This window comes from Burkholderia catarinensis (assembly GCF_001883705.2).
In the GTDB taxonomy this organism is placed as follows: Bacteria; Pseudomonadota; Gammaproteobacteria; order Burkholderiales; family Burkholderiaceae; genus Burkholderia; species Burkholderia catarinensis.
In genome coordinates, this window is sequence record NZ_MDEQ02000056.1 from 1 (window position 1) to 16,180 (window position 16,180).

Annotated in this window: 17 protein-coding genes and 4 pseudogenes; 13 read left to right on the top strand and 8 right to left on the bottom strand. The window is 61.9% G+C overall.

Annotated features, from left to right (window positions below):
- Nucleotides 1-64: 64 nt before the first annotated feature.
- From BFF94_RS36990 to BFF94_RS38110, 6 genes and pseudogenes are all read left to right on the top strand, one after another.
- The gene (locus BFF94_RS36990; RefSeq protein WP_128848707.1) at nucleotides 65-523 is read left to right on the top strand and encodes an acyl-CoA thioesterase; all 459 of its coding nucleotides are present in this window, start codon (nucleotides 65-67) and stop codon (nucleotides 521-523) included.
- A gap of 197 nt (nucleotides 524-720) precedes the next feature.
- Nucleotides 721-1,092 (top strand): annotated as a pseudogene (locus tag BFF94_RS36995) (pimeloyl-CoA dehydrogenase small subunit); the annotation flags it as partial.
- Nucleotides 980-1,242: pseudogene (locus BFF94_RS37000) on the top strand (CoA transferase); the annotation flags it as partial. The pseudogenes BFF94_RS36995 and BFF94_RS37000, both read left to right, overlap by 113 nt.
- 266 nt (nucleotides 1,243-1,508) lie before the next feature.
- Entirely contained in the window at nucleotides 1,509-1,814 is a 306-nt protein-coding gene (locus tag BFF94_RS37005; RefSeq protein ID WP_128849388.1) for a DUF485 domain-containing protein, read from the top strand.
- 11 nt (nucleotides 1,815-1,825) lie between these two features.
- The gene (actP, locus tag BFF94_RS37010) at nucleotides 1,826-3,520 is read left to right on the top strand and encodes a cation/acetate symporter ActP (RefSeq protein WP_219140448.1); all 1,695 of its coding nucleotides are present in this window, start codon (nucleotides 1,826-1,828) and stop codon (nucleotides 3,518-3,520) included.
- Between the two features lie 229 nt (nucleotides 3,521-3,749).
- Nucleotides 3,750-4,046 (top strand): annotated as a pseudogene (locus BFF94_RS38110) (phytoene desaturase family protein); the annotation flags it as partial.
- A 40-nt stretch (nucleotides 4,047-4,086) separates the two neighbouring features.
- Here BFF94_RS38110 and BFF94_RS37015 read toward each other — a convergent pair.
- Nucleotides 4,087-5,004, bottom strand: coding sequence for a LysR family transcriptional regulator (locus BFF94_RS37015; RefSeq protein ID WP_128843056.1), 918 nt, complete (start codon nucleotides 5,002-5,004; stop codon nucleotides 4,087-4,089).
- Between the two features lie 166 nt (nucleotides 5,005-5,170).
- Between BFF94_RS37015 and BFF94_RS37020 the strand changes: the two genes are divergently transcribed.
- The 6 genes from BFF94_RS37020 (at nucleotide 5,171) to BFF94_RS37045 (ending at nucleotide 11,405) form a co-directional block, all read left to right on the top strand.
- The gene (locus BFF94_RS37020; protein WP_128843055.1) at nucleotides 5,171-6,193 is read left to right on the top strand and encodes an AraC family transcriptional regulator; all 1,023 of its coding nucleotides are present in this window, start codon (nucleotides 5,171-5,173) and stop codon (nucleotides 6,191-6,193) included.
- A 180-nt stretch (nucleotides 6,194-6,373) separates the two neighbouring features.
- Entirely contained in the window at nucleotides 6,374-7,477 is a 1,104-nt protein-coding gene (locus tag BFF94_RS37025; RefSeq protein ID WP_128843054.1) for a porin, read from the top strand.
- Between the two features lie 188 nt (nucleotides 7,478-7,665).
- Nucleotides 7,666-8,781: an LLM class flavin-dependent oxidoreductase gene (locus BFF94_RS37030; protein WP_128843053.1), complete on the top strand. Its 1,116-nt coding sequence runs from the start codon at nucleotides 7,666-7,668 to the stop codon at nucleotides 8,779-8,781.
- 86 nt (nucleotides 8,782-8,867) lie between these two features.
- Nucleotides 8,868-10,016 carry an MFS transporter gene (locus BFF94_RS37035; RefSeq protein ID WP_128843052.1) on the top strand — a complete coding sequence of 383 codons (1,149 nt, stop codon included), beginning with the start codon at nucleotides 8,868-8,870 and terminating at the stop codon, nucleotides 10,014-10,016.
- 10 nt (nucleotides 10,017-10,026) lie between these two features.
- Complete coding sequence (locus BFF94_RS37040) at nucleotides 10,027-10,572, top strand: flavin reductase family protein (protein WP_128843051.1); 546 nt, start codon at nucleotides 10,027-10,029, stop codon at nucleotides 10,570-10,572.
- 41 nt (nucleotides 10,573-10,613) lie between these two features.
- Nucleotides 10,614-11,405 carry a cyclase family protein gene (locus BFF94_RS37045; RefSeq protein ID WP_128843050.1) on the top strand — a complete coding sequence of 264 codons (792 nt, stop codon included), beginning with the start codon at nucleotides 10,614-10,616 and terminating at the stop codon, nucleotides 11,403-11,405.
- Between the two features lie 220 nt (nucleotides 11,406-11,625).
- On the opposite strand, the gene BFF94_RS38380 is transcribed toward BFF94_RS37045, so the two are convergent.
- The 4 genes and pseudogenes from BFF94_RS38380 to BFF94_RS37055 form a co-directional block, all read right to left on the bottom strand.
- Complete coding sequence (locus tag BFF94_RS38380) at nucleotides 11,626-11,766, bottom strand: helix-turn-helix transcriptional regulator (RefSeq protein ID WP_308286079.1); 141 nt, start codon at nucleotides 11,764-11,766, stop codon at nucleotides 11,626-11,628.
- 2 nt (nucleotides 11,767-11,768) lie between these two features.
- Complete coding sequence (locus BFF94_RS38385) at nucleotides 11,769-11,990, bottom strand: hypothetical protein (RefSeq protein WP_308286080.1); 222 nt, start codon at nucleotides 11,988-11,990, stop codon at nucleotides 11,769-11,771.
- 21 nt (nucleotides 11,991-12,011) lie between these two features.
- The gene (locus tag BFF94_RS38390) at nucleotides 12,012-12,230 is read right to left on the bottom strand and encodes a hypothetical protein (RefSeq protein WP_308286081.1); all 219 of its coding nucleotides are present in this window, start codon (nucleotides 12,228-12,230) and stop codon (nucleotides 12,012-12,014) included.
- 186 nt (nucleotides 12,231-12,416) lie between these two features.
- A pseudogene (locus BFF94_RS37055) lies at nucleotides 12,417-12,785 on the bottom strand (IS66 family transposase); the annotation flags it as partial.
- Between the two features lie 8 nt (nucleotides 12,786-12,793).
- On the opposite strand from BFF94_RS37055, the gene BFF94_RS37060 reads away from it, so the two are divergent.
- Entirely contained in the window at nucleotides 12,794-13,570 is a 777-nt protein-coding gene (locus BFF94_RS37060) for an enoyl-CoA hydratase-related protein (protein WP_128843049.1), read from the top strand.
- Nucleotides 13,571-14,086: 516 nt separating this feature from the next.
- Here the strand turns inward: BFF94_RS37060 and BFF94_RS37065 are convergent.
- Genes BFF94_RS37065 through BFF94_RS37075 form a run of 3 tightly spaced genes read right to left on the bottom strand, consistent with a single transcriptional unit; the run spans nucleotide 14,087 to nucleotide 16,052 of the window.
- Nucleotides 14,087-14,383, bottom strand: a complete 297-nt coding sequence (locus tag BFF94_RS37065; protein ID WP_128843048.1) for a YciI family protein — start codon at nucleotides 14,381-14,383, stop codon at nucleotides 14,087-14,089.
- A 12-nt stretch (nucleotides 14,384-14,395) separates the two neighbouring features.
- Nucleotides 14,396-14,680 (bottom strand): muconolactone Delta-isomerase, encoded by a 285-nt coding sequence (catC, locus tag BFF94_RS37070; protein WP_128843047.1) that lies wholly within the window; start codon nucleotides 14,678-14,680, stop codon nucleotides 14,396-14,398.
- A 43-nt stretch (nucleotides 14,681-14,723) separates the two neighbouring features.
- Complete coding sequence (locus BFF94_RS37075) at nucleotides 14,724-16,052, bottom strand: short-chain fatty acid transporter (protein ID WP_219140449.1); 1,329 nt, start codon at nucleotides 16,050-16,052, stop codon at nucleotides 14,724-14,726.
- Nucleotides 16,053-16,180 lie beyond the last annotated feature (128 nt).

The following is a 16,180-nucleotide window of genomic DNA, read 5'->3' on the forward strand; positions in this document are numbered from 1 at the left end:
CATCAACATTACGAGGGGATATTGAGTGTCGATCTCCGGTGATTATTTGGATTCGTTCATCGCTATGTCCGACAAGCCGCAACCACGTGCGCGCGACGCCTATCCCCACTTCCTGCCGATCACGACCCGCTGGATGGACAACGACGTCTACGGACACGTGAATAACGTCGTCTACTACAGCTATTTCGACACGGTCGTGAACGAATACCTGATCCGTGCGGGCGTGCTCGACGTCGAGCACGGGCAGACGATCGGCCTCGTGGTCGAGACGCAGTGCAACTACTTCGCGCCGTTGGTGTTTCCGCAATCGGTCGACGCGGGGCTGCGGGTCGTGAAGCTCGGCAAGTCGAGCGTGCGCTACGAGGTCGGGCTGTTCGCGCAGGGCGACGCGTCGCCCGCTGCACAGGGGCACTTCGTCCATGTGTACGTCGATCGCGGTACGCGCCGGCCGGTGCCGCTGCCCGACGCGTTGCGGGCCGCGCTTGATTCTCTTGCGACCAGGCATTCAAGTGGATTTCTTTGACGGCGTCAGCGTACACCTCAATGACATCGACCATGGCACGATACCATCCTCCTTGGAAGCATGCAGCGACGAGGTGCATGCCTATCCGCACGCCGTCATGTACGCTAGTCCGCACCGAAAGTGCCTGCAAAGGCAGCAGCGTGACCACCAGCAATGGACCCAGCGCAACAACGATGTCGCGCGACGCCTCCACGCCGCTCGCGGGCCGCGCGCTGTCGCTCGCCGGCGGCGATGCGCATCGCGACAAGCTTGCTGCGCTGATCGACGGCAGCACGAGCGCCGCGTTCGCGCACGACGAGCCGGGCTCGCACTATGAACTGACGACCGTGCGCACGCGCGCCGAACGCTCGGGCGACGGCGGGGTGCTGACGGGCGCGAAGGGCGTCGTCGACCAGGCCGCGCAGGCGGCGTTCTTCGTCGTCAGCGCACGTACGGCGGGGAACGACGACGATGCGGCCGGCACTCGCCGAGGCGGGCATTCCATGCGGCGAAGTGCTCGGGCTGTACGAAGCGCTGACGTCGGAGCGCGCCACCCGCGCATGGCTCGTCACGCGGCAGCCGCATCCGGTCGCGGGCGCCGTCGACGTGCTCGCGCGCCGTATCGGTTCGACGGCGTGCGGCTGCCGGTGCGCGGCGCGGATACGGACGCGGTGCTGGGCAGCTGGTTCGGGCTGTCGGACGACGACGTCGCGCGGCTGCGCGCGGATCGCGTGGTCTGAAACACGCCCAGGTACGTTCACGACACATCGCATTGCACCGCCGCGGCGCGGGCGGATTGGTTGACGCGCCGGCCATCCAGACGAAAACCCTCGCGATACGACGAGGAGATCGCCCTGCGGGGACTGGAGCAAGCGCTGAAGCGCTTGCTCCAGTCGACCGCGAAGCATGGGATCCGTGTAAGCGCTAAAGCGCTAACTCTGGTCGACCGCAAAGCATGGGACCAGAGTAAGCGCTGAAGCGCTAACTCTGGTCGACAGGAGACACCATGGAGCTTTCCGTCATCGAATCGGTCACGACGCGCCGTGACTACCAGCAACTCGTGCGTGCGCGGCGCCGCTTCAGCTTCGTGCTGACGGCGCTGATGATCGCCACGTACTATGGCTTCATCCTGCTCGTCGCGCTCGCGCCGCACGTGCTCGCCGCGCCGCTGTACCGCAGCGCGACGACGACCGTCGGGATCGCCGTGGGCGTCGCGATCATCCTGGTCGCGATCGGCCTGACCGCGTGCTACGTGCTGCGCGCGAACCGCGCGTTCGACCGCCGTGTCGACGTGATCCTCGGACGTTCTTGATGGAGGCCGATATGCGACCCTCATTGATCGCGCCCGGCGCGCTGGCCATTCCCTTCGTTCTCGTTTCCTCCGCCGCGCATGCGGTATCGGTCGCGGGCCCGATGCCCGACAAGGTCGAACTGAACCCGGTCGCGATCGGGATGTTCTTCGCGTTCGTGTTCGCGACACTCGCGCTCACGCGCTGGGCCGCGCGCCGCACGCACTCGACCCGCGACTTCTACACGGCCGGTGGCGGCATCACCGGGCTGCAGAACGGGCTCGCGATCGCGGGCGACTACATGTCGGCCGCGTCGTTCCTCGGGCTGTCCGGCATGGTATTCATGTTCGGCTTCGACGGGCTCATCTACTCGATCGGCTTTCTCGTCGGCTGGCCGTTCGTGATGTTCCTGATCGCCGAGCCGCTGCGCAACCTCGGCAAGTTCACGTTCGTCGACGTCGTCGCGTACCGCTTCGCGCAGCGGCCGATCCGGCTGCTGACGTCCGCGAATTCGCTGACCGTCGTCGTGCTGTACCTCGTCGTGCAGATGGTCGGCGCGGGCAAGCTGATCCAGCTTCTGTTCGGGCTGTCGTACGGCACGGCCGAGCTGATCGTCGGCGTGCTGATGATCGTCTACGTGTTCTTCGGCGGGATGACCGCGACCACCTGGGTGCAGGTGATCAAGGCCGTGCTGCTGCTGTGCGGCGCGACGGTGCTCGCGTTGCTCGCGCTCGGCGAATTCGGCTTCAGCGTCGACGAGATGTTCCGCCGCGCGGTGGCCGTGCATCCGGGCGCGCTATCGATCATGGGGCCCGGCAAGCTGATCCGCGATCCGGCCAACGCGCTGTCGCTTGGCATTTCGGCGATGTTCGCCACGGCCGGTTTCCCGCACATCCTGATGCGCTTCTTCACGGTGCCGAACGCGAAGGAGGCGCGTAAGTCGGTGCTCTACGCGACCGGCTTCATCGGCTACTTCTATTTGCTGACCTTCGTGATCGGCTTCTCGGCGATCGTGCTGCTCGCGCAGCATCCGGAGTTCTTCAAGCTGGATGCGAATGGCTCGTTCGACCTGACACGCGACCTGCTCGGCGGCTCGAACATGGTCGCGGTGAAGCTCGCGCACGCGGTGGGCGGGAACTGGTTCTACGGCTTCATCGCGGCCGTCACGTTCGCGACGATCCTCGCGGTGGTCGCGGGCCTGACGCTCGCCGGCGCGACCACGATCTCGCACGACCTGTACGCGCAGATGTGGGCGCGCGGCAAGCCGGACGAACGCGTCGAGATGCGCATCTCGCGCGCGGCGACGATCACGCTGTCGGTGGTCGCGATCGGGCTGTCGATCCTGTTCGAGCAAGTGAACGTCGCGTTCATGGTCGGCCTCGTCGGGGCAGTGGCCGCGAGCACGAATTCCCCGGTGCTCGCGATGTCGATCTTCTGGCGCGGGATGACGACGCGCGGCGCGGTGCTAGGCGGCGGCCTTGGCCTCGCGTCGGCGGTGGCGCTCACGGTGCTGTCGAAGTCGGTGTGGGTCGACGTGCTGCACCACGCGCACGCACCGGTGTCTCTCGACAACCCGGCGCTCGTGTCGGTGCCGCTCGCGTTCATCGGGATCGTCGTCGGCTCGCTCGCGGATCGCGGCGAACGTGCGCGGCGCGAGCGCGACGCGTTCGCGCAGCAGGAGTTCTACGCGCAGACGGGCGTGCTGGCCAGCCGGGCCGTGCAGCACTGATTAGTCAGACGAATGAGCGTATCCGTCCGGATTGCCGGACGGATATTTTCCGGAAATCCGGTGAGCAACGACGAGCAGTCATTCGTTGGTCGTTTGATGAGGCAATACGCGGGCGACTCTAGACGACCGGTCTACTTCGCTAGTATGATCGTACACTTGATTACAGGTACAGCCTTCCCTGATGTGCGGCAACACATCCTCGACACAGCTAAGCCCATTTAGCTCTGCAAGGGTTTTTCTGAGGCTAGAAACGGTGATGTCGGGCCTGTCGAAAAAAGGGGGCGGGTGTCGATCCTATTCATCGGCCGATCTGGAGGCGCTCAACTGCAACTTGGTCGGCGGGGATCCCTATTCCGGCGTTTGCTCGCCCGACCAGTTTTTTTGGCTACGGCCGATCGCGGGTACCAAAGGTCGCCGAGGACACGAAACGTCATTTCGCAACTTGTACCAGATCGGTGCGTCGACGCATTCCGGGCCGGGGCTTGGTGGTGCGTCCGGCTGGATGATGGCTAACCGGCTCAGCTGATTCCCAATTCCGGGAAGCCGGACCGACTGGAGGACGGCGCTCAAGCCGATGGATCGCTAAGGGTCTGTACGACGAGGTTCCGAAGCCATCGGTTCGCCGCGCGATCCTCGGAATCGGCATGCCAGTGCACGGTCACGGTCACGGTAATGTCCGGAGTATCGACCGGCAAGTTGTATACGGCGAATGCGCCGTCCGGGTTGAGCCATTGGACGGTGCGTCGCGGCACCGTCACGATCCAGTCCGTCCGCGCAAGGATGTGTGGCACAACCGTGAAGTGCGGGACACGCAATGCGATCTGTCGGTGGACGCTCTTTTCCCGGAATTGCGTCTCGATCTGCCGATGCGCGCTCTCCAGCGAGCCTACGAGGATATGTGGCAGTGCAAGGTATTGATCGAGCGTCAATTTGGCTTCCGGTAATGTATCGCGCCGGCGCGTCATGCAGACGTAGTCTTCATGAAACAGCGGGCGACAGGGCGTTCGGCCTATCAACGACGGCAGATTGCCTATTGCGAGATCCAGTTTTCCTACCCGGAGCGAGTCCTCGATTTGCGTGACGGGCACCGATTGAATATCCAGCCGCACGTGCGGCGCACATTGCTCCAATACGGCACAAAGTGAGGGCAGGAACGCAAGTTCACCGATGTCGGACATGGAGAGGCGAAAGACACGTGTGCTTGTCAACGGATCGAAGGGCGCCATCATCTCGATTGCATGTTCGGCCGCCGCCATCGCTTGCCGCAGCGGTTCGCGTAGTTCCAGTGCCGCTGACGTGGGTAGCATTTCGTTGCCGGCACGGACAAACAGCGGATCATCGAGCAGCGCGCGAAGTCGACCTAGGGAATAGCTGACCGCGGGCTGGGAAAGGTAGAGCCGGCCGGCGGCGAGCGTCAGGTTCCGCTCTTCCAGAATGGCGTGGAAGACGCGCAGCAGGTTCAGGTCGATGCGAGCAGTATCCATGGCAAGCGCGTCTGGTCCGGAGCTTCGGGGGTGGAATGGCTGGCCATCGGGACGTCATTCGCTACGATAAACCATTTTATTTGGTTGCCGGATATTGATTGATTCGGAGAATTAATCTGGTGTCGTTACACTGCATCGTGCCATTAGTACTGCGTCGTGTGAAGATATGAACACTCATCCCCAGTTCTTCGACGGCACGCCGGATGCGTTCCGTCATTTCCATGTCGAATTCCAGGGCAGTAGGATGGATCCCGATCATGTCATTGATGGGGTAGGCCGAGCATTCAAGCCGCACCGGATGTCGGTCACCGGCGCTGAACAGGTGCTCGACGCGGCATTCCGTTCGTTGAAGATCGAAAATCTGCAGATCTTTTACCTGCAATATGGCGCGGAGGTCCGCGTCGATCCTGGCGAACTGGGGGACTTCACGCTCATCCAGATGCCGATCCGCGGCGCGGGACACTATACGTGCGGCGCACATCACGTGTCGGGGGGGAGAGGGGTGGCCGCGGTGCTGTCGCCGCAAGAAGCGATCCAAATGGAATTCTCGAGGGAACTCCGGCAGATCATCGTGCGCCTTGAACAGGCGGCCATCGATCGCGCGTGTGTCGAACATATCGAACTGCTTCCGGAAAAAGGCCTGCGCTTTCAACCTGAACTGGATCTCAACAGCCCCGCAGGCCGGGCATGGTGCGGTGCGTTGACCTATATTCTTGACGGCAGCCTCGCATTCTCCGAATTGCTCCGCACGCGTGCATACGCGGAGCATTGCGAGCGTATGCTGATCGATACTCTCCTTTTTTCGCACGCAAGCAACTGCTCCGAATCGCTCGCGACGATGCCGATGCGCAAGGCGGTCAGACCGGCTTATGTGAAGCGGGCCGAGGACTTCATGCGCGCACATCTTCCCGATGTCACGTCGGTCGAAGAGATTGCCCGCACGGTCGGCGTCAGCCCGCGCGCATTGTTCTACGCATTTCGGCAGACCTACGACCAGACGCCGATGGCGTACCTGCGGGAACTGCGTCTCAAGGCGGTCCATGCCGAACTCAAGTCGGGCGATCCGACGACGCGCCTGACGGATGTCGCGATGCGCTGGGGATTCGCGCATTACGGCCACTTTGCCTCCCACTACCGCCGCCGGTTCGGCGTGCGGCCGCAGGACACGCTGAACGCGTCGTGCGCCTGACGGCCGCGACGCAGCCGCGGAAATCCGGAACGTACTCCTCTTCATCCATCGGACGAGCGCTGCGGTATTCGGATAGCCGGGCGACTTTTGGACTTCGATGATCCAGACGTGCCGACTGACATTCGCGAGGATGTCTGGCGCAAGTCGAAAGCGGTCCAATTCAGCGTGAGGAGAGCAGGTATGAAGGGGGAGAACGTAAAGCGCCGGTCGGCTGTGCCGGGTGTCTGCTCGGTGGTATCGTTGGCGTGCTGCGCGGTTCCCGCGCATGCTCAGAGCAGTGTCACGATGTATGGGGTGATCGACGCGGGAATCGACTATGTGACGAATGTAGGCGGAAAGAGTCAGGTGTCGCTCGGAACCGGCGTCCTGGCGCCGAACCTTTTCGGTTTTCGCGGAAAGGAAGATCTGGGCGCTGGTCTTGCTGCCATCTTCGTGCTCGAAGGGCAGTTCAACGCCGGCAACGGTGCGTCGATCGGCAATCTGTTCGGTCGTCAGGCATATGTCGGATTGTCTGACAGCAAGTGGGGAACCCTGACTGCCGGGAACCAGTATGACTTCATGTTCACGTCACTGGCCGTCAAGCGCTATGGGCCGGAGTTCCCGTTCATTTCACTCCAGAACCTGCGGCAGGGGCCGTTCAATGCACTCGGCATAGCGAATCAACCGAGCGGTGGGTTCGATTTCGACCGTGTCGCAGGCGAGCGCATTTCGAATTCGGTCAAATACGAGAGTCCGAATTTCAGCGGCTTGAGCTTCGGCGGGATGTATGGATTTGGTGGCGTGGCGGGTGCCATCTCGCAAAACAGCGCCCAGAGTTTTGCGGTCGACTACGGCAACGAGTTGTTCAATATCGACGCCGCGTATACCTACGTCCGCTACCCGGGCATCAACGGCGGAAATTCCGGGATCCGAAATTTCGGAATCGGCAGCGGCGTGTTTCTCGGCCCGGCGTATGTCGATGCACTCTATACATCCACGAGAAACACCTTCACGGGCGGGCGAGTGGATGTCTATGAGGTTGGCGGCATGTATCGATTCAATCCCGCGTTCCGTGCCGCTGCCGCCTATCAGTTCATGGACGGCAATGCTGTGCTCAACAGTAACAAGGCGCACCAGCTCAACCTGACGCTCGATTACTCACTGTCGAAGCGTACGGACGTTTATACGAGCGTCACGTACCAGCGCGCGAGCGGCAACGGCGCTCAGGCTCAGGTCGTCCTGTTCGGGCCGTCGAGCGGGCGGAATCAGATGGCATTGCGCGCCGGTCTCCGGCACATCTTCTGAACCCCGCGGCGATCCCGGCATGCGCCACGCCGACGGGGCGCATGCCGGGCACCTCGGGCCGCGGCACACGCGGCCCGGGACTTCCCGGCGCGCCGCGGGATTGACCAGCCGAGCGCGTGAGCGCAAGCGCGGTCATGCTCCGGCGCGGGCGGTCACCCATCCAATGCGTTACCTGAGAAGGTGAAACGATGAGAAGCATCCTGTCCTCAAGCGACTTTATTCTCGGCACATTCGCGACGAATTGCTCGGGCGGCATGTCGGTCACGAAAATTCCGGAGCGCTGGAACAATTCGTGGGAGAACAACGAGAAACTCGCCATCATGCTCGACGAGGCGGGAATCGACTTCATGTTGCCGATTGCGCGATGGATCGGTTATGGCGGGGAGACGGACTTTCACGGTTCCGTGCTCGAAACGACGACCTGGGCCGCCGGCATTCTCGCGAAGACGCGGCGCCTGACCGTCTTCGCCACGGTGCACACCGCCGCGAACAATCCCGTCGTCGTCGCGAAGCAGATCGCCACGCTCGATCAGATCGGCCGCGGTCGGGCCGGACTGAATATCGTCGCAGGATGGAACCGGCCGGAGTACGAGGCGCTGGGACTCGCATTATCCGATCGTCACGACACGCGCTATGCGTACGCGCAGGAATGGTTCGACATCGTCGACAGGATCTGGCAGGGCGACGGCGCGTTCGATTGGCAAGGCGACGCATTCTCGTTGAAAGGCGCGTATGGCCTGCCGGCGCCATGGGGCGGCGAGCGTCCGCCGATCCTGAATGCGGCGGGCTCGGGAGAGGGGCGCGAATTCGCCGTTCGCAACGCGGATTTCCTCTTTACGCCTGCGATCGACCTGGAGCGTTCTCGTACCGAAGTGGCCGAGATAAAGGCGCGCGGTCAACAGAGCGGGCGAAATGTGCAAGTCCTGACGTTTTCGCACGTCGTCTGTCGACCTACCGAACGGGAGGCGCGCGATTACTTGCGGCATTTCGCGCACACGAATGCGGACTGGGGTGCGGTCGACAACCTTGTCGCGCTGCAATTCGCCAATGCCCAGTCATTCCCGCACGATTTGCTGTCGATGATCCGGGACCGCATGGCCGCCGGTCACGGTGGATTTCCGCTCGTCGGTACGCCGCAGCAAGTGGCCGATGGCATCCAGGCTTTGGCCGAGGCCGGCTTCAAGGGCACGACGTTGTCGTTCGTGGATTACATCAAGGAGTTTCCGTACTTCCGCGACGAAGTGCTGCCGTTGCTGGAAGCGCGTGGATTGCGAAGCGCGTCCCGTCAGGCGAGTGTTGCATGAGACAAACGAACGTCGACACCAGACATCGCGACTGATCGGACGAAGCGGAAGCCCCGCTTCCGGCAACCACGAGGAGACCACGGCACATGAGTGAAATTCGAGGAACGGGGTTTGCCGTCGTACGCGGGCATACGCGGTCGGATGCGTCCGAAATACCTCGATGGGTGACGGTGCGCGTGATTACCATATGTCTCTTCGCCATCCTTGCTGAAGGGTACGACGTCGGCACCTACGGTGCCGTGTTGCCGGCCTTGGTCGACGAGCAAGCATGGTGGCTTACGCCCACGCAGTTTGATGTGCGGGGTAGCTATGCGTTGATCGGAATGCTGGTCGGGGCCGTGCTGGTCGGCGCTTTATCCGACGTGATTGGCCGACAGAAGACGCTGATTGCATGTGTTGGTTTTTTTTCAATCACGATGGCCTGGGTGTCTTTCTCGCGGACGCCAGCCGAGTTCGGATGGTGCCGGTTCATTGGCGGACTGGGGCTAGGCGGTGTGATACCGACGGCTTCGGCGCTCACGATCGAGTATTCGCCCGTTCGTAGTCGGTCGTTTAACTACGCGTTGATGTATTCGGGCTATGCGTTGGGAGGGGGGTCCATTGCGTTGCTTTCGCTATGGTTGTTGCAAGAAGCCGGCTGGCGCATGCTGTTCCGGATTGGGGCGTTCCCGCTTCTCGCGATACCCGTGATGGCGTGGGATGTGCCCAAGTCAGTTATCTTTCTGCTCAGCTGGGGACGAACGCAGGAAGCCGGCTGCGCACGGCGTGTCGAACTGACCGACGACAACGGCATTCTGGCCAGCGCGTTCGCGCCGACGGTCCGCAAACCGGTGATGACGTTGCTTTCGGGTCGACTCGTGTTCGGGCTCGGCGACGCAGTCGTGACCAACGACCCGATTACGGGGCAGGATGCCAACAACGCGACCAAGGCTTGCAAGGTCTATCTCGATGCGATTCTGGCGTATGTTAAGCAATCCTATATACGCGAGTGGATAGGGCAAACCTTCGAGCAATTCTGGAACTACGCGCAATTGGTCGTGCAATGGACGAATTCGTTGCTCACGCCGCCGCCGCACGTATTGAATTTGCTCGGAGCAGCGGTCGGCTTGCCGTCGCTGGCAAGCGTCATTGCCGACGGCTTCAATCATCCGCCTTCCTATTTCCCGTGGTGGGTGGACGCGCAAGAGTACGAGCGCTTCCTGTCGCGCCACGAAGCCATCTCGGCGATGGCGTAAGGAGAACGATATGTCTCAGTGCACTGCGTCCCCGGACGCCGGACCGGCCGAGGCTTCCGCGTGGGGAAGCCTCGATCTGCAGCCCCGAACGCTGCGCAATCTGCTCGGAAGCTATCCGACGGGCGTCGCGATTGTCACGACGCGTGCGCCGGGCGGTCGGGCGGTCGGATTGACGATCAATTCCTTCGCGGCGCTTTCGCTGGACCCTCCGCTGATTTTGTGGAGCCTGGTCGACCATTCGCCCAACCTGGATGTGTTCCGTGACAGCAGCCACTTCGCGATCAATATTCTGGCCAGCCAGCACGAGGAGCTGGCACGCCGTTTCGCCACGCCCGGTGCACCCGACAAGTTCGCCGATGTCGCGTGCCAGGACACGCCGGAAGGCGTGCCGGCACTCGACGGCGTAATGACGACGTTGATTTGCGCCCATGATCACAGTCGCCACGCAGGCGACCATCTGCTTTTGATCGGGCGCGTGGTACGAACCGCCAGCCGACCGGGCACCCCTCTGGTCTTCCACGCCGGGCGATTTACGTCTGTGCACGGGACCTCGTAGCCCGTCGTCGCTTCCAATCAAATCGCTGAAGGAGCCTCTTCATGCCGCATACGAATCCATCATTGCTGCCGACTCTGGTCGAGCGGTTGGCGCACGGAACCATTCGCGTCGTCGATCTCACGCAGACTCTGTCGCCGTCATTTCCGGCACTGCAGCTGCCGCCGCAGTTCGGCCAGGTCAAGCCGTTCACGGTCGAGCGCATTTCACACTATGACGAGGCCGGCCCTGCCTGGTACTGGAACAACTTCACCTGCGGCGAGCACACGGGCACGCATTTCGATGCACCGGTACATTGGGTGACGGGCCGCGATTATCCGCGCAATAGTGTCGACACGATCGAACCGGAACACTTCCTTGCCTCAGCAGTCGTGCTGGATGCGAGCGTCGAGGTGGCCGGTGACGACGATTGGCTATTGACGGTGGATTTTCTGGAAGCATGGGAGCAGCGCCATGGCCGCATTCCGGCGGGCGCATGGGTTCTGCTGCGTACCGATTGGTCGTTGCGCGTGAACGACGCGAACGCCTTTCTCAACTTGCGGGATGACGGGGCGCATACGCCGGGCCCGACTGAGGAAGCGGTCGAGTGGCTGATCCATCAACGCGAAGTGCACGGTTTTGGTGTGGAAACGATCAATACCGACGCTGGGCAGTCCTACGCGTGGCCGCTCCCATACCCATGCCACACTCTGATGCACGGTGCAAACCGCTACGGATTGCAGTGCTTGAAGAACCTGGACCAGTTGCCTGCAAAAGGCGCGCTGATTCTTTCGGCCCCTTTGAAGATCGAGGGGGGATCCGGAAGCCCGCTGCGCGTGCTCGCATTGGTGGAGTGATTCGACAGCGAGGTTAGCGGCGCAAGTTGATTTGAAAGTCGCCGGTATCGAAACTTCATGCTCCGACCGGCGACTTTCGTGTTCCGGTATGCGACGGCGAACGGGCGCGCTTCGTTCGATGCTGCCGTGATGGTCGTTAGCGTTGCCTCAACGTCTGGCTCGGCGACTCGGCGTAGCGCTGCTTGTAGTCGTTGCTGAAGCGGCCCATATGCGCGAAACCCTAGCGTAGCGCGCCGCCGGCAACGTTGCTGGCCTCGCCGGTCATCAACTCGGTGCGCGCGTACTCCGTGCGCAGATCGCGCAGATATTGCATCGGATTGACATCCAGATACTCCTTGAAGGCGGCGTAAAGGCTGCGCATGCTCACACCGGCTGCTCTGCCGGAATGGGCTCGTGTGCGTGGGCCTTCACATAGTCCTTCGCACGCTGGATGTGGTGCGGCAGGATCGTGCCGCGGCGCACTGGCGGCGCACCGCTGTAGTTGTGTCGTTGCGTGGAAAGTAACGTGGACGCGACCAGTTGTTCGATGTGGTCGACAACGAGCTTGTGTTCGCCCAGCGCCGCGCACTGTGCCGAGCAATCCATCAGATAATTCAGCAGGCGTTGTCAGGGCGGGGTGTCTCGCCAGCGGAAGCCGAGTTCGAAAGGCAAGGGACTTTCAAGGGGATGATTCAGCTGGCCTACCAGCGTCCGTTCCAGCAACGACCGCGAAATACGCAGCAGGATATCTCCGGACGCGAACAGCAACTGGCCAGGGTCGTTCAGGCCGCGCTCTAGCGGCGTTCCAGGCTGGGAGGGAGACGAAGCGGACATGATGTGGAACATAACGGATACCTTTTCGAGAGCCGGCCTGTCGACAAGCGCGAGGTCACCTCGTTGAACCGTGACCTTATCGGGATCGGACGTAAGCACTCGATCAGCACCGTGGCGTAGGTCGTTGACGGCGGGAGAGTCGCGATGCTATCGGATGGGCTCGACGTGAGCAGTAGACGGCAGAGACGGCGCCACGTTCTACGGCAGCAGCTCGTCGATGCGGTTGATCGGATGGTCAGCGATGCGCTCGAGCACGTAGGAGAGATACGCCTTGGGATCGAAGCCGCTCGAGCGCGCCGTGCCGATCAGGCTATACATCACGGCGGCACGTTCATCGCCGGAGTCGGCGCCGGCGAACAAGTAATTCCGCCTTCCGAGGGCGACGCCGCGCAGTGCTCGCTTGGCGAGCAGGTTGTCGATCTCCGCACGCCCATCGCTGCAGTAGTAGACGAGCGCCGGCCAGCGATTCAGCACGTACTGAATCGCATTGGTCGTATCAGATTTCGCTGAGAGCGTGGCGAGCGTCGCTTCGAACCAGCGCTTCATGTCGTCGAGCAGTGGCACTGCTGTAAGCCATGGAAGACCAACTGGTTGTGACCGAAACCGTCGGGCGGGTCGACATCATCTCGCTGAACCGGCCAAGGCAGATGAATGCACTGAACGATGCGCTGATGGATGCGCTGGGCGACGCATTGCTGTCTTTCGACGGCAACGACGACTTCGGCGCAATCGTCGTGACAGGTAACGCACAAGCTTTCGTCGCGGGTGCCGACATTGCCGCGATGGCGGACTGGGGCTACATGGATGTGTACCGCAGCGATTTCATTACCCGCAATTGGGAGACCATCCGCCGCGTGCGCAAGCCGGTCATCGCGTCCGTGGCCGGCGTGGCGCTCGGTGGCGGTTGCGAGTTGGCACTGGCATGCGACATCGTGATCGCGGCCGGCGACGCAAGGTTCGGCTTGCCGGAAATCAAGTTGACACTCCTGCCGGGCGCGGGCGGAACGCAGCGCCTGCCGCGTGCGATCGGCAAAGCGAAGGCGATGGACACGTGCCTGAGCGGACGCCTGATGAGCGCGGCCGAAGCGGAGCGTAGCGGTCTCGTGTCGCGCATCGTCGCGGCCGATGCGTTGCGAGACGAAAGCATAGCGCTTGCGACGACGATTGCCGGCTGCTCGGCACCGGCGTTGATGGCGATCAAGGAGTCGATCAGTCGCGCTTACGAAAGTTCGCTGTCGGAAGGCGTGCTGTTCGAACGCCGGCAATTGCACGCGCGGTTCGCCAGTCAGGATGCCCGGGAAGGGATGAGGGCATTTCTCGACAAGCGAAAACCGGTCTTCGGGCATTGTTGAACCGAAATTTGCGCGATCGATATACAGGAGAACTTAAATGGCACTCGACCACGAGTCGTTCGATCTGCTGCTGGCATCGGTCTAGCGCTTCATTGCCGAACGGCTGGTGCCGGCGGAGGATCTCGTTGAAGAGCTCGACGACGTGCCGGTCGATATCGTCGAAGACATGAAGCGGATGGGGCTGTTCACCATCCTCCGGAAACCCCGTTCGACTTCAACCGAAATGACTGTTTGGCTTCGCCGAAATACGCAGCCTACCAAACGCCGCGCAGTGCGACACCTCGGTTTGGCGCTCGTTGCATTTGCTGCGGCCTACTGCGGGTAATCATCCGAATCGTGCAAACAATGGCGCTTTGGTCGAGAAAACATTAATCCATCCATGTGTTGCACAATTCCCGTTGTGCCGACCGACGGACCGGCGCGGAGCTTTGCTGGAAGCGGCGCTGGAGGTTGTCACCGCCAGATTTCGCACGATTCGGACGATTACCCCTGGAAGCGTCTGCGCTCGCGCGACGCCTACAGGTAGCAGTTCCCGTCGACGTAGGCCTTGCGCCAGCGAACGATCTTCACGCTCTCGAACAGTCCGATCAGAGTGAACGGATCCTGTGCGATGAAGCGCTCGGCTTCCTCGCGCGTCTCGACGTCGACGATATAGATGCCGCCGCCCGCGTTGCTGCCGTCGTCGTTGAGTTTCGCCCCGCAGGCGAGCAGCAGTGCCTTGCTGCGTGCGAGAAACGCCAGATGTACGTCGCGCTCGCGTGCACGCACGTCGGCGTGGTCGGGCTTGTCGAACGTCTCGATGAGAAAGGGCATCTCGCGCTCCGCTTAGTTGGGCACGATGGCTGAAGGATGCTGGGCGAGCGGCGTCACGCTGATTTTCATGAACGGAAAGAGCGGCAGAGCGGAGAGCAGCGTATGAAGTTCGTCATTCGATTCGACATCGAACACGCTGTAGTTCGCATATTCGCCGGCCACGCGCCACAGGTGGCGCCATTTTCCTTCTCGCTGCAGCTTTTGCGAAAACGCCTTTTCTTCGGTCTTCAGGGCGTCGGCGAAGGTGGCGTCGGTGCCGTTCGGAATCTGCACCTGCATGTGCACGAGATACAGCATGAATGGTCTCCGGCGAAGGTGGGAATTGTAGGAAGGGCGCGCATCAACCCCATGCAAGGATCGCCACCGAATAGACGATGCCGATCCAGACCATCATGATGACGGTGTAGCCCATAATGTCCTTGAGTTTGAGCTTGGAGAGCGCAAGTGCAGGCAGGATCCAGAACGGCTGCACGAGATCGTTCCAGGCATTGCCCAGCATCACGGCCGTAGACGTGTGGCCCACGGAGGCCCCAATCGTCTTCGCAGCCTCGATCATGAACGGGCCTTGAATGACCCAGTGACCGCCGCCCGATGGCGCGAAGAAGTTAATGACAAACGAGCTGATCAAGCCCCAGAACGGCAGCGTGTCAGGCGTGGCGACCTTCACGAACGCTTCCGACAACGTATTGACGAGACCCGAAGATGCCATGATCGCCATGATGCCCGCATAGAACGGGTACTGCAGGATGATGCCGCTGATCGTGCGAATGCCGTCATTGAGTTTCTCGACATAGCGGATCGGCGTGCCGAGCAGCAGGATGCCGAGGAACAGAATAAAGAAGTTGATGAGGTTCAGGTCGATCGAGCCGCCCTGCACGAAATGCAGCGCGACATAGCCCATGCCGATCAGGCCGATCACGTAGCTCAGGAGGCGGCTGTTGTTCAGGCGGTTCGCGAGCGTGTTGCTTTCGTCGAGATCGACGCTGAGCGTGACCTTCTGCTGCCGTTCCTCAAGAGCGCGGTCGATTTCCTTGATTGGCTGGCCAGCCTTGGGGTGCAACCATGCGTTTAGCAGCGGCAGCGTCACGATGGTCACGAGGCTCGTGATGAGCATGGTGGGGGAGAAGATCGTTTCGGAGAGTGGAATGACGCCCATCTGCGCTTCGAGTGGGTGCCCCTTCGTGGAGATCAGCACGGGAATGCTGGCAGATAGTCCGAGACCATAAAGCGTGAATCCGCTATAAGCCGAAGCGATGATGAGCGGGTAGTGCACGCCCCTCACGCGCAGCGCGAGCTTACGCGCGACGATGCCGCCCACCACGAGACCGAAACCCCAGTTCAGATAGCTGCCGATTCCGCCCACCAGCGTCGCGACGATCACAGCCATGCGCGGGTCGCTCACGCGCGCCACCACGCGGTCGAGGAAGCGGTCGGTGAGTGGCGCGGTTGCCAGCACGTAACCCATTGCAAGAATCACCGTCATTTGCGTGGTAAACGCGAGCAGCGCCCAGAAGCCTTTGCCCCAGCTCGTGGTGAGTGCCGTGACCGCCTGGCCTTGCACGATCACGGCAAGGGCCATCGTAAACAGCGTGAGGCCGATCGCGAAGACGAACGGATCGGGCAAATACCGGCGCATTAGCTCGGTAAAGAAAGCGGTGACTTTCTGCATGGGTGGGTCTCCTTCCACATCGTAATAGTTGTCGGGTCTCGCTTGGTCTCATCTCGCACGCTTGGGGCGCTTATGGGTCGCCGCGGGCGGTGGTCTTGCGAAGGCGGGCGAGTTGCATGAGCCGCCGG

Coding starts and splice junctions, on each gene's coding strand:
- BFF94_RS36990 (WP_128848707.1), top strand. CDS start 65: ATGTCCGACAAGCCGCAACCACGTGCGCGCGACGCCTATCCCCACTTC.
- BFF94_RS37005 (WP_128849388.1), top strand. CDS start 1,509: ATGGAGCTTTCCGTCATCGAATCGGTCACGACGCGCCGTGACTACCAG.
- actP (WP_219140448.1), top strand. CDS start 1,826: ATGCGACCCTCATTGATCGCGCCCGGCGCGCTGGCCATTCCCTTCGTT.
- BFF94_RS37015 (WP_128843056.1), bottom strand. CDS start 5,004: ATGGATACTGCTCGCATCGACCTGAACCTGCTGCGCGTCTTCCACGCC.
- BFF94_RS37020 (WP_128843055.1), top strand. CDS start 5,171: ATGAACACTCATCCCCAGTTCTTCGACGGCACGCCGGATGCGTTCCGT.
- BFF94_RS37025 (WP_128843054.1), top strand. CDS start 6,374: ATGAAGGGGGAGAACGTAAAGCGCCGGTCGGCTGTGCCGGGTGTCTGC.
- BFF94_RS37030 (WP_128843053.1), top strand. CDS start 7,666: ATGAGAAGCATCCTGTCCTCAAGCGACTTTATTCTCGGCACATTCGCG.
- BFF94_RS37035 (WP_128843052.1), top strand. CDS start 8,868: ATGAGTGAAATTCGAGGAACGGGGTTTGCCGTCGTACGCGGGCATACG.
- BFF94_RS37040 (WP_128843051.1), top strand. CDS start 10,027: ATGTCTCAGTGCACTGCGTCCCCGGACGCCGGACCGGCCGAGGCTTCC.
- BFF94_RS37045 (WP_128843050.1), top strand. CDS start 10,614: ATGCCGCATACGAATCCATCATTGCTGCCGACTCTGGTCGAGCGGTTG.
- BFF94_RS38380 (WP_308286079.1), bottom strand. CDS start 11,766: ATGCGCAGCCTTTACGCCGCCTTCAAGGAGTATCTGGATGTCAATCCG.
- BFF94_RS38385 (WP_308286080.1), bottom strand. CDS start 11,990: ATGGATTGCTCGGCACAGTGCGCGGCGCTGGGCGAACACAAGCTCGTT.
- BFF94_RS38390 (WP_308286081.1), bottom strand. CDS start 12,230: ATGTTCCACATCATGTCCGCTTCGTCTCCCTCCCAGCCTGGAACGCCG.
- BFF94_RS37060 (WP_128843049.1), top strand. CDS start 12,794: ATGGAAGACCAACTGGTTGTGACCGAAACCGTCGGGCGGGTCGACATC.
- BFF94_RS37065 (WP_128843048.1), bottom strand. CDS start 14,383: ATGCCCTTTCTCATCGAGACGTTCGACAAGCCCGACCACGCCGACGTG.
- catC (WP_128843047.1), bottom strand. CDS start 14,680: ATGCTGTATCTCGTGCACATGCAGGTGCAGATTCCGAACGGCACCGAC.
- BFF94_RS37075 (WP_219140449.1), bottom strand. CDS start 16,052: ATGCAGAAAGTCACCGCTTTCTTTACCGAGCTAATGCGCCGGTATTTG.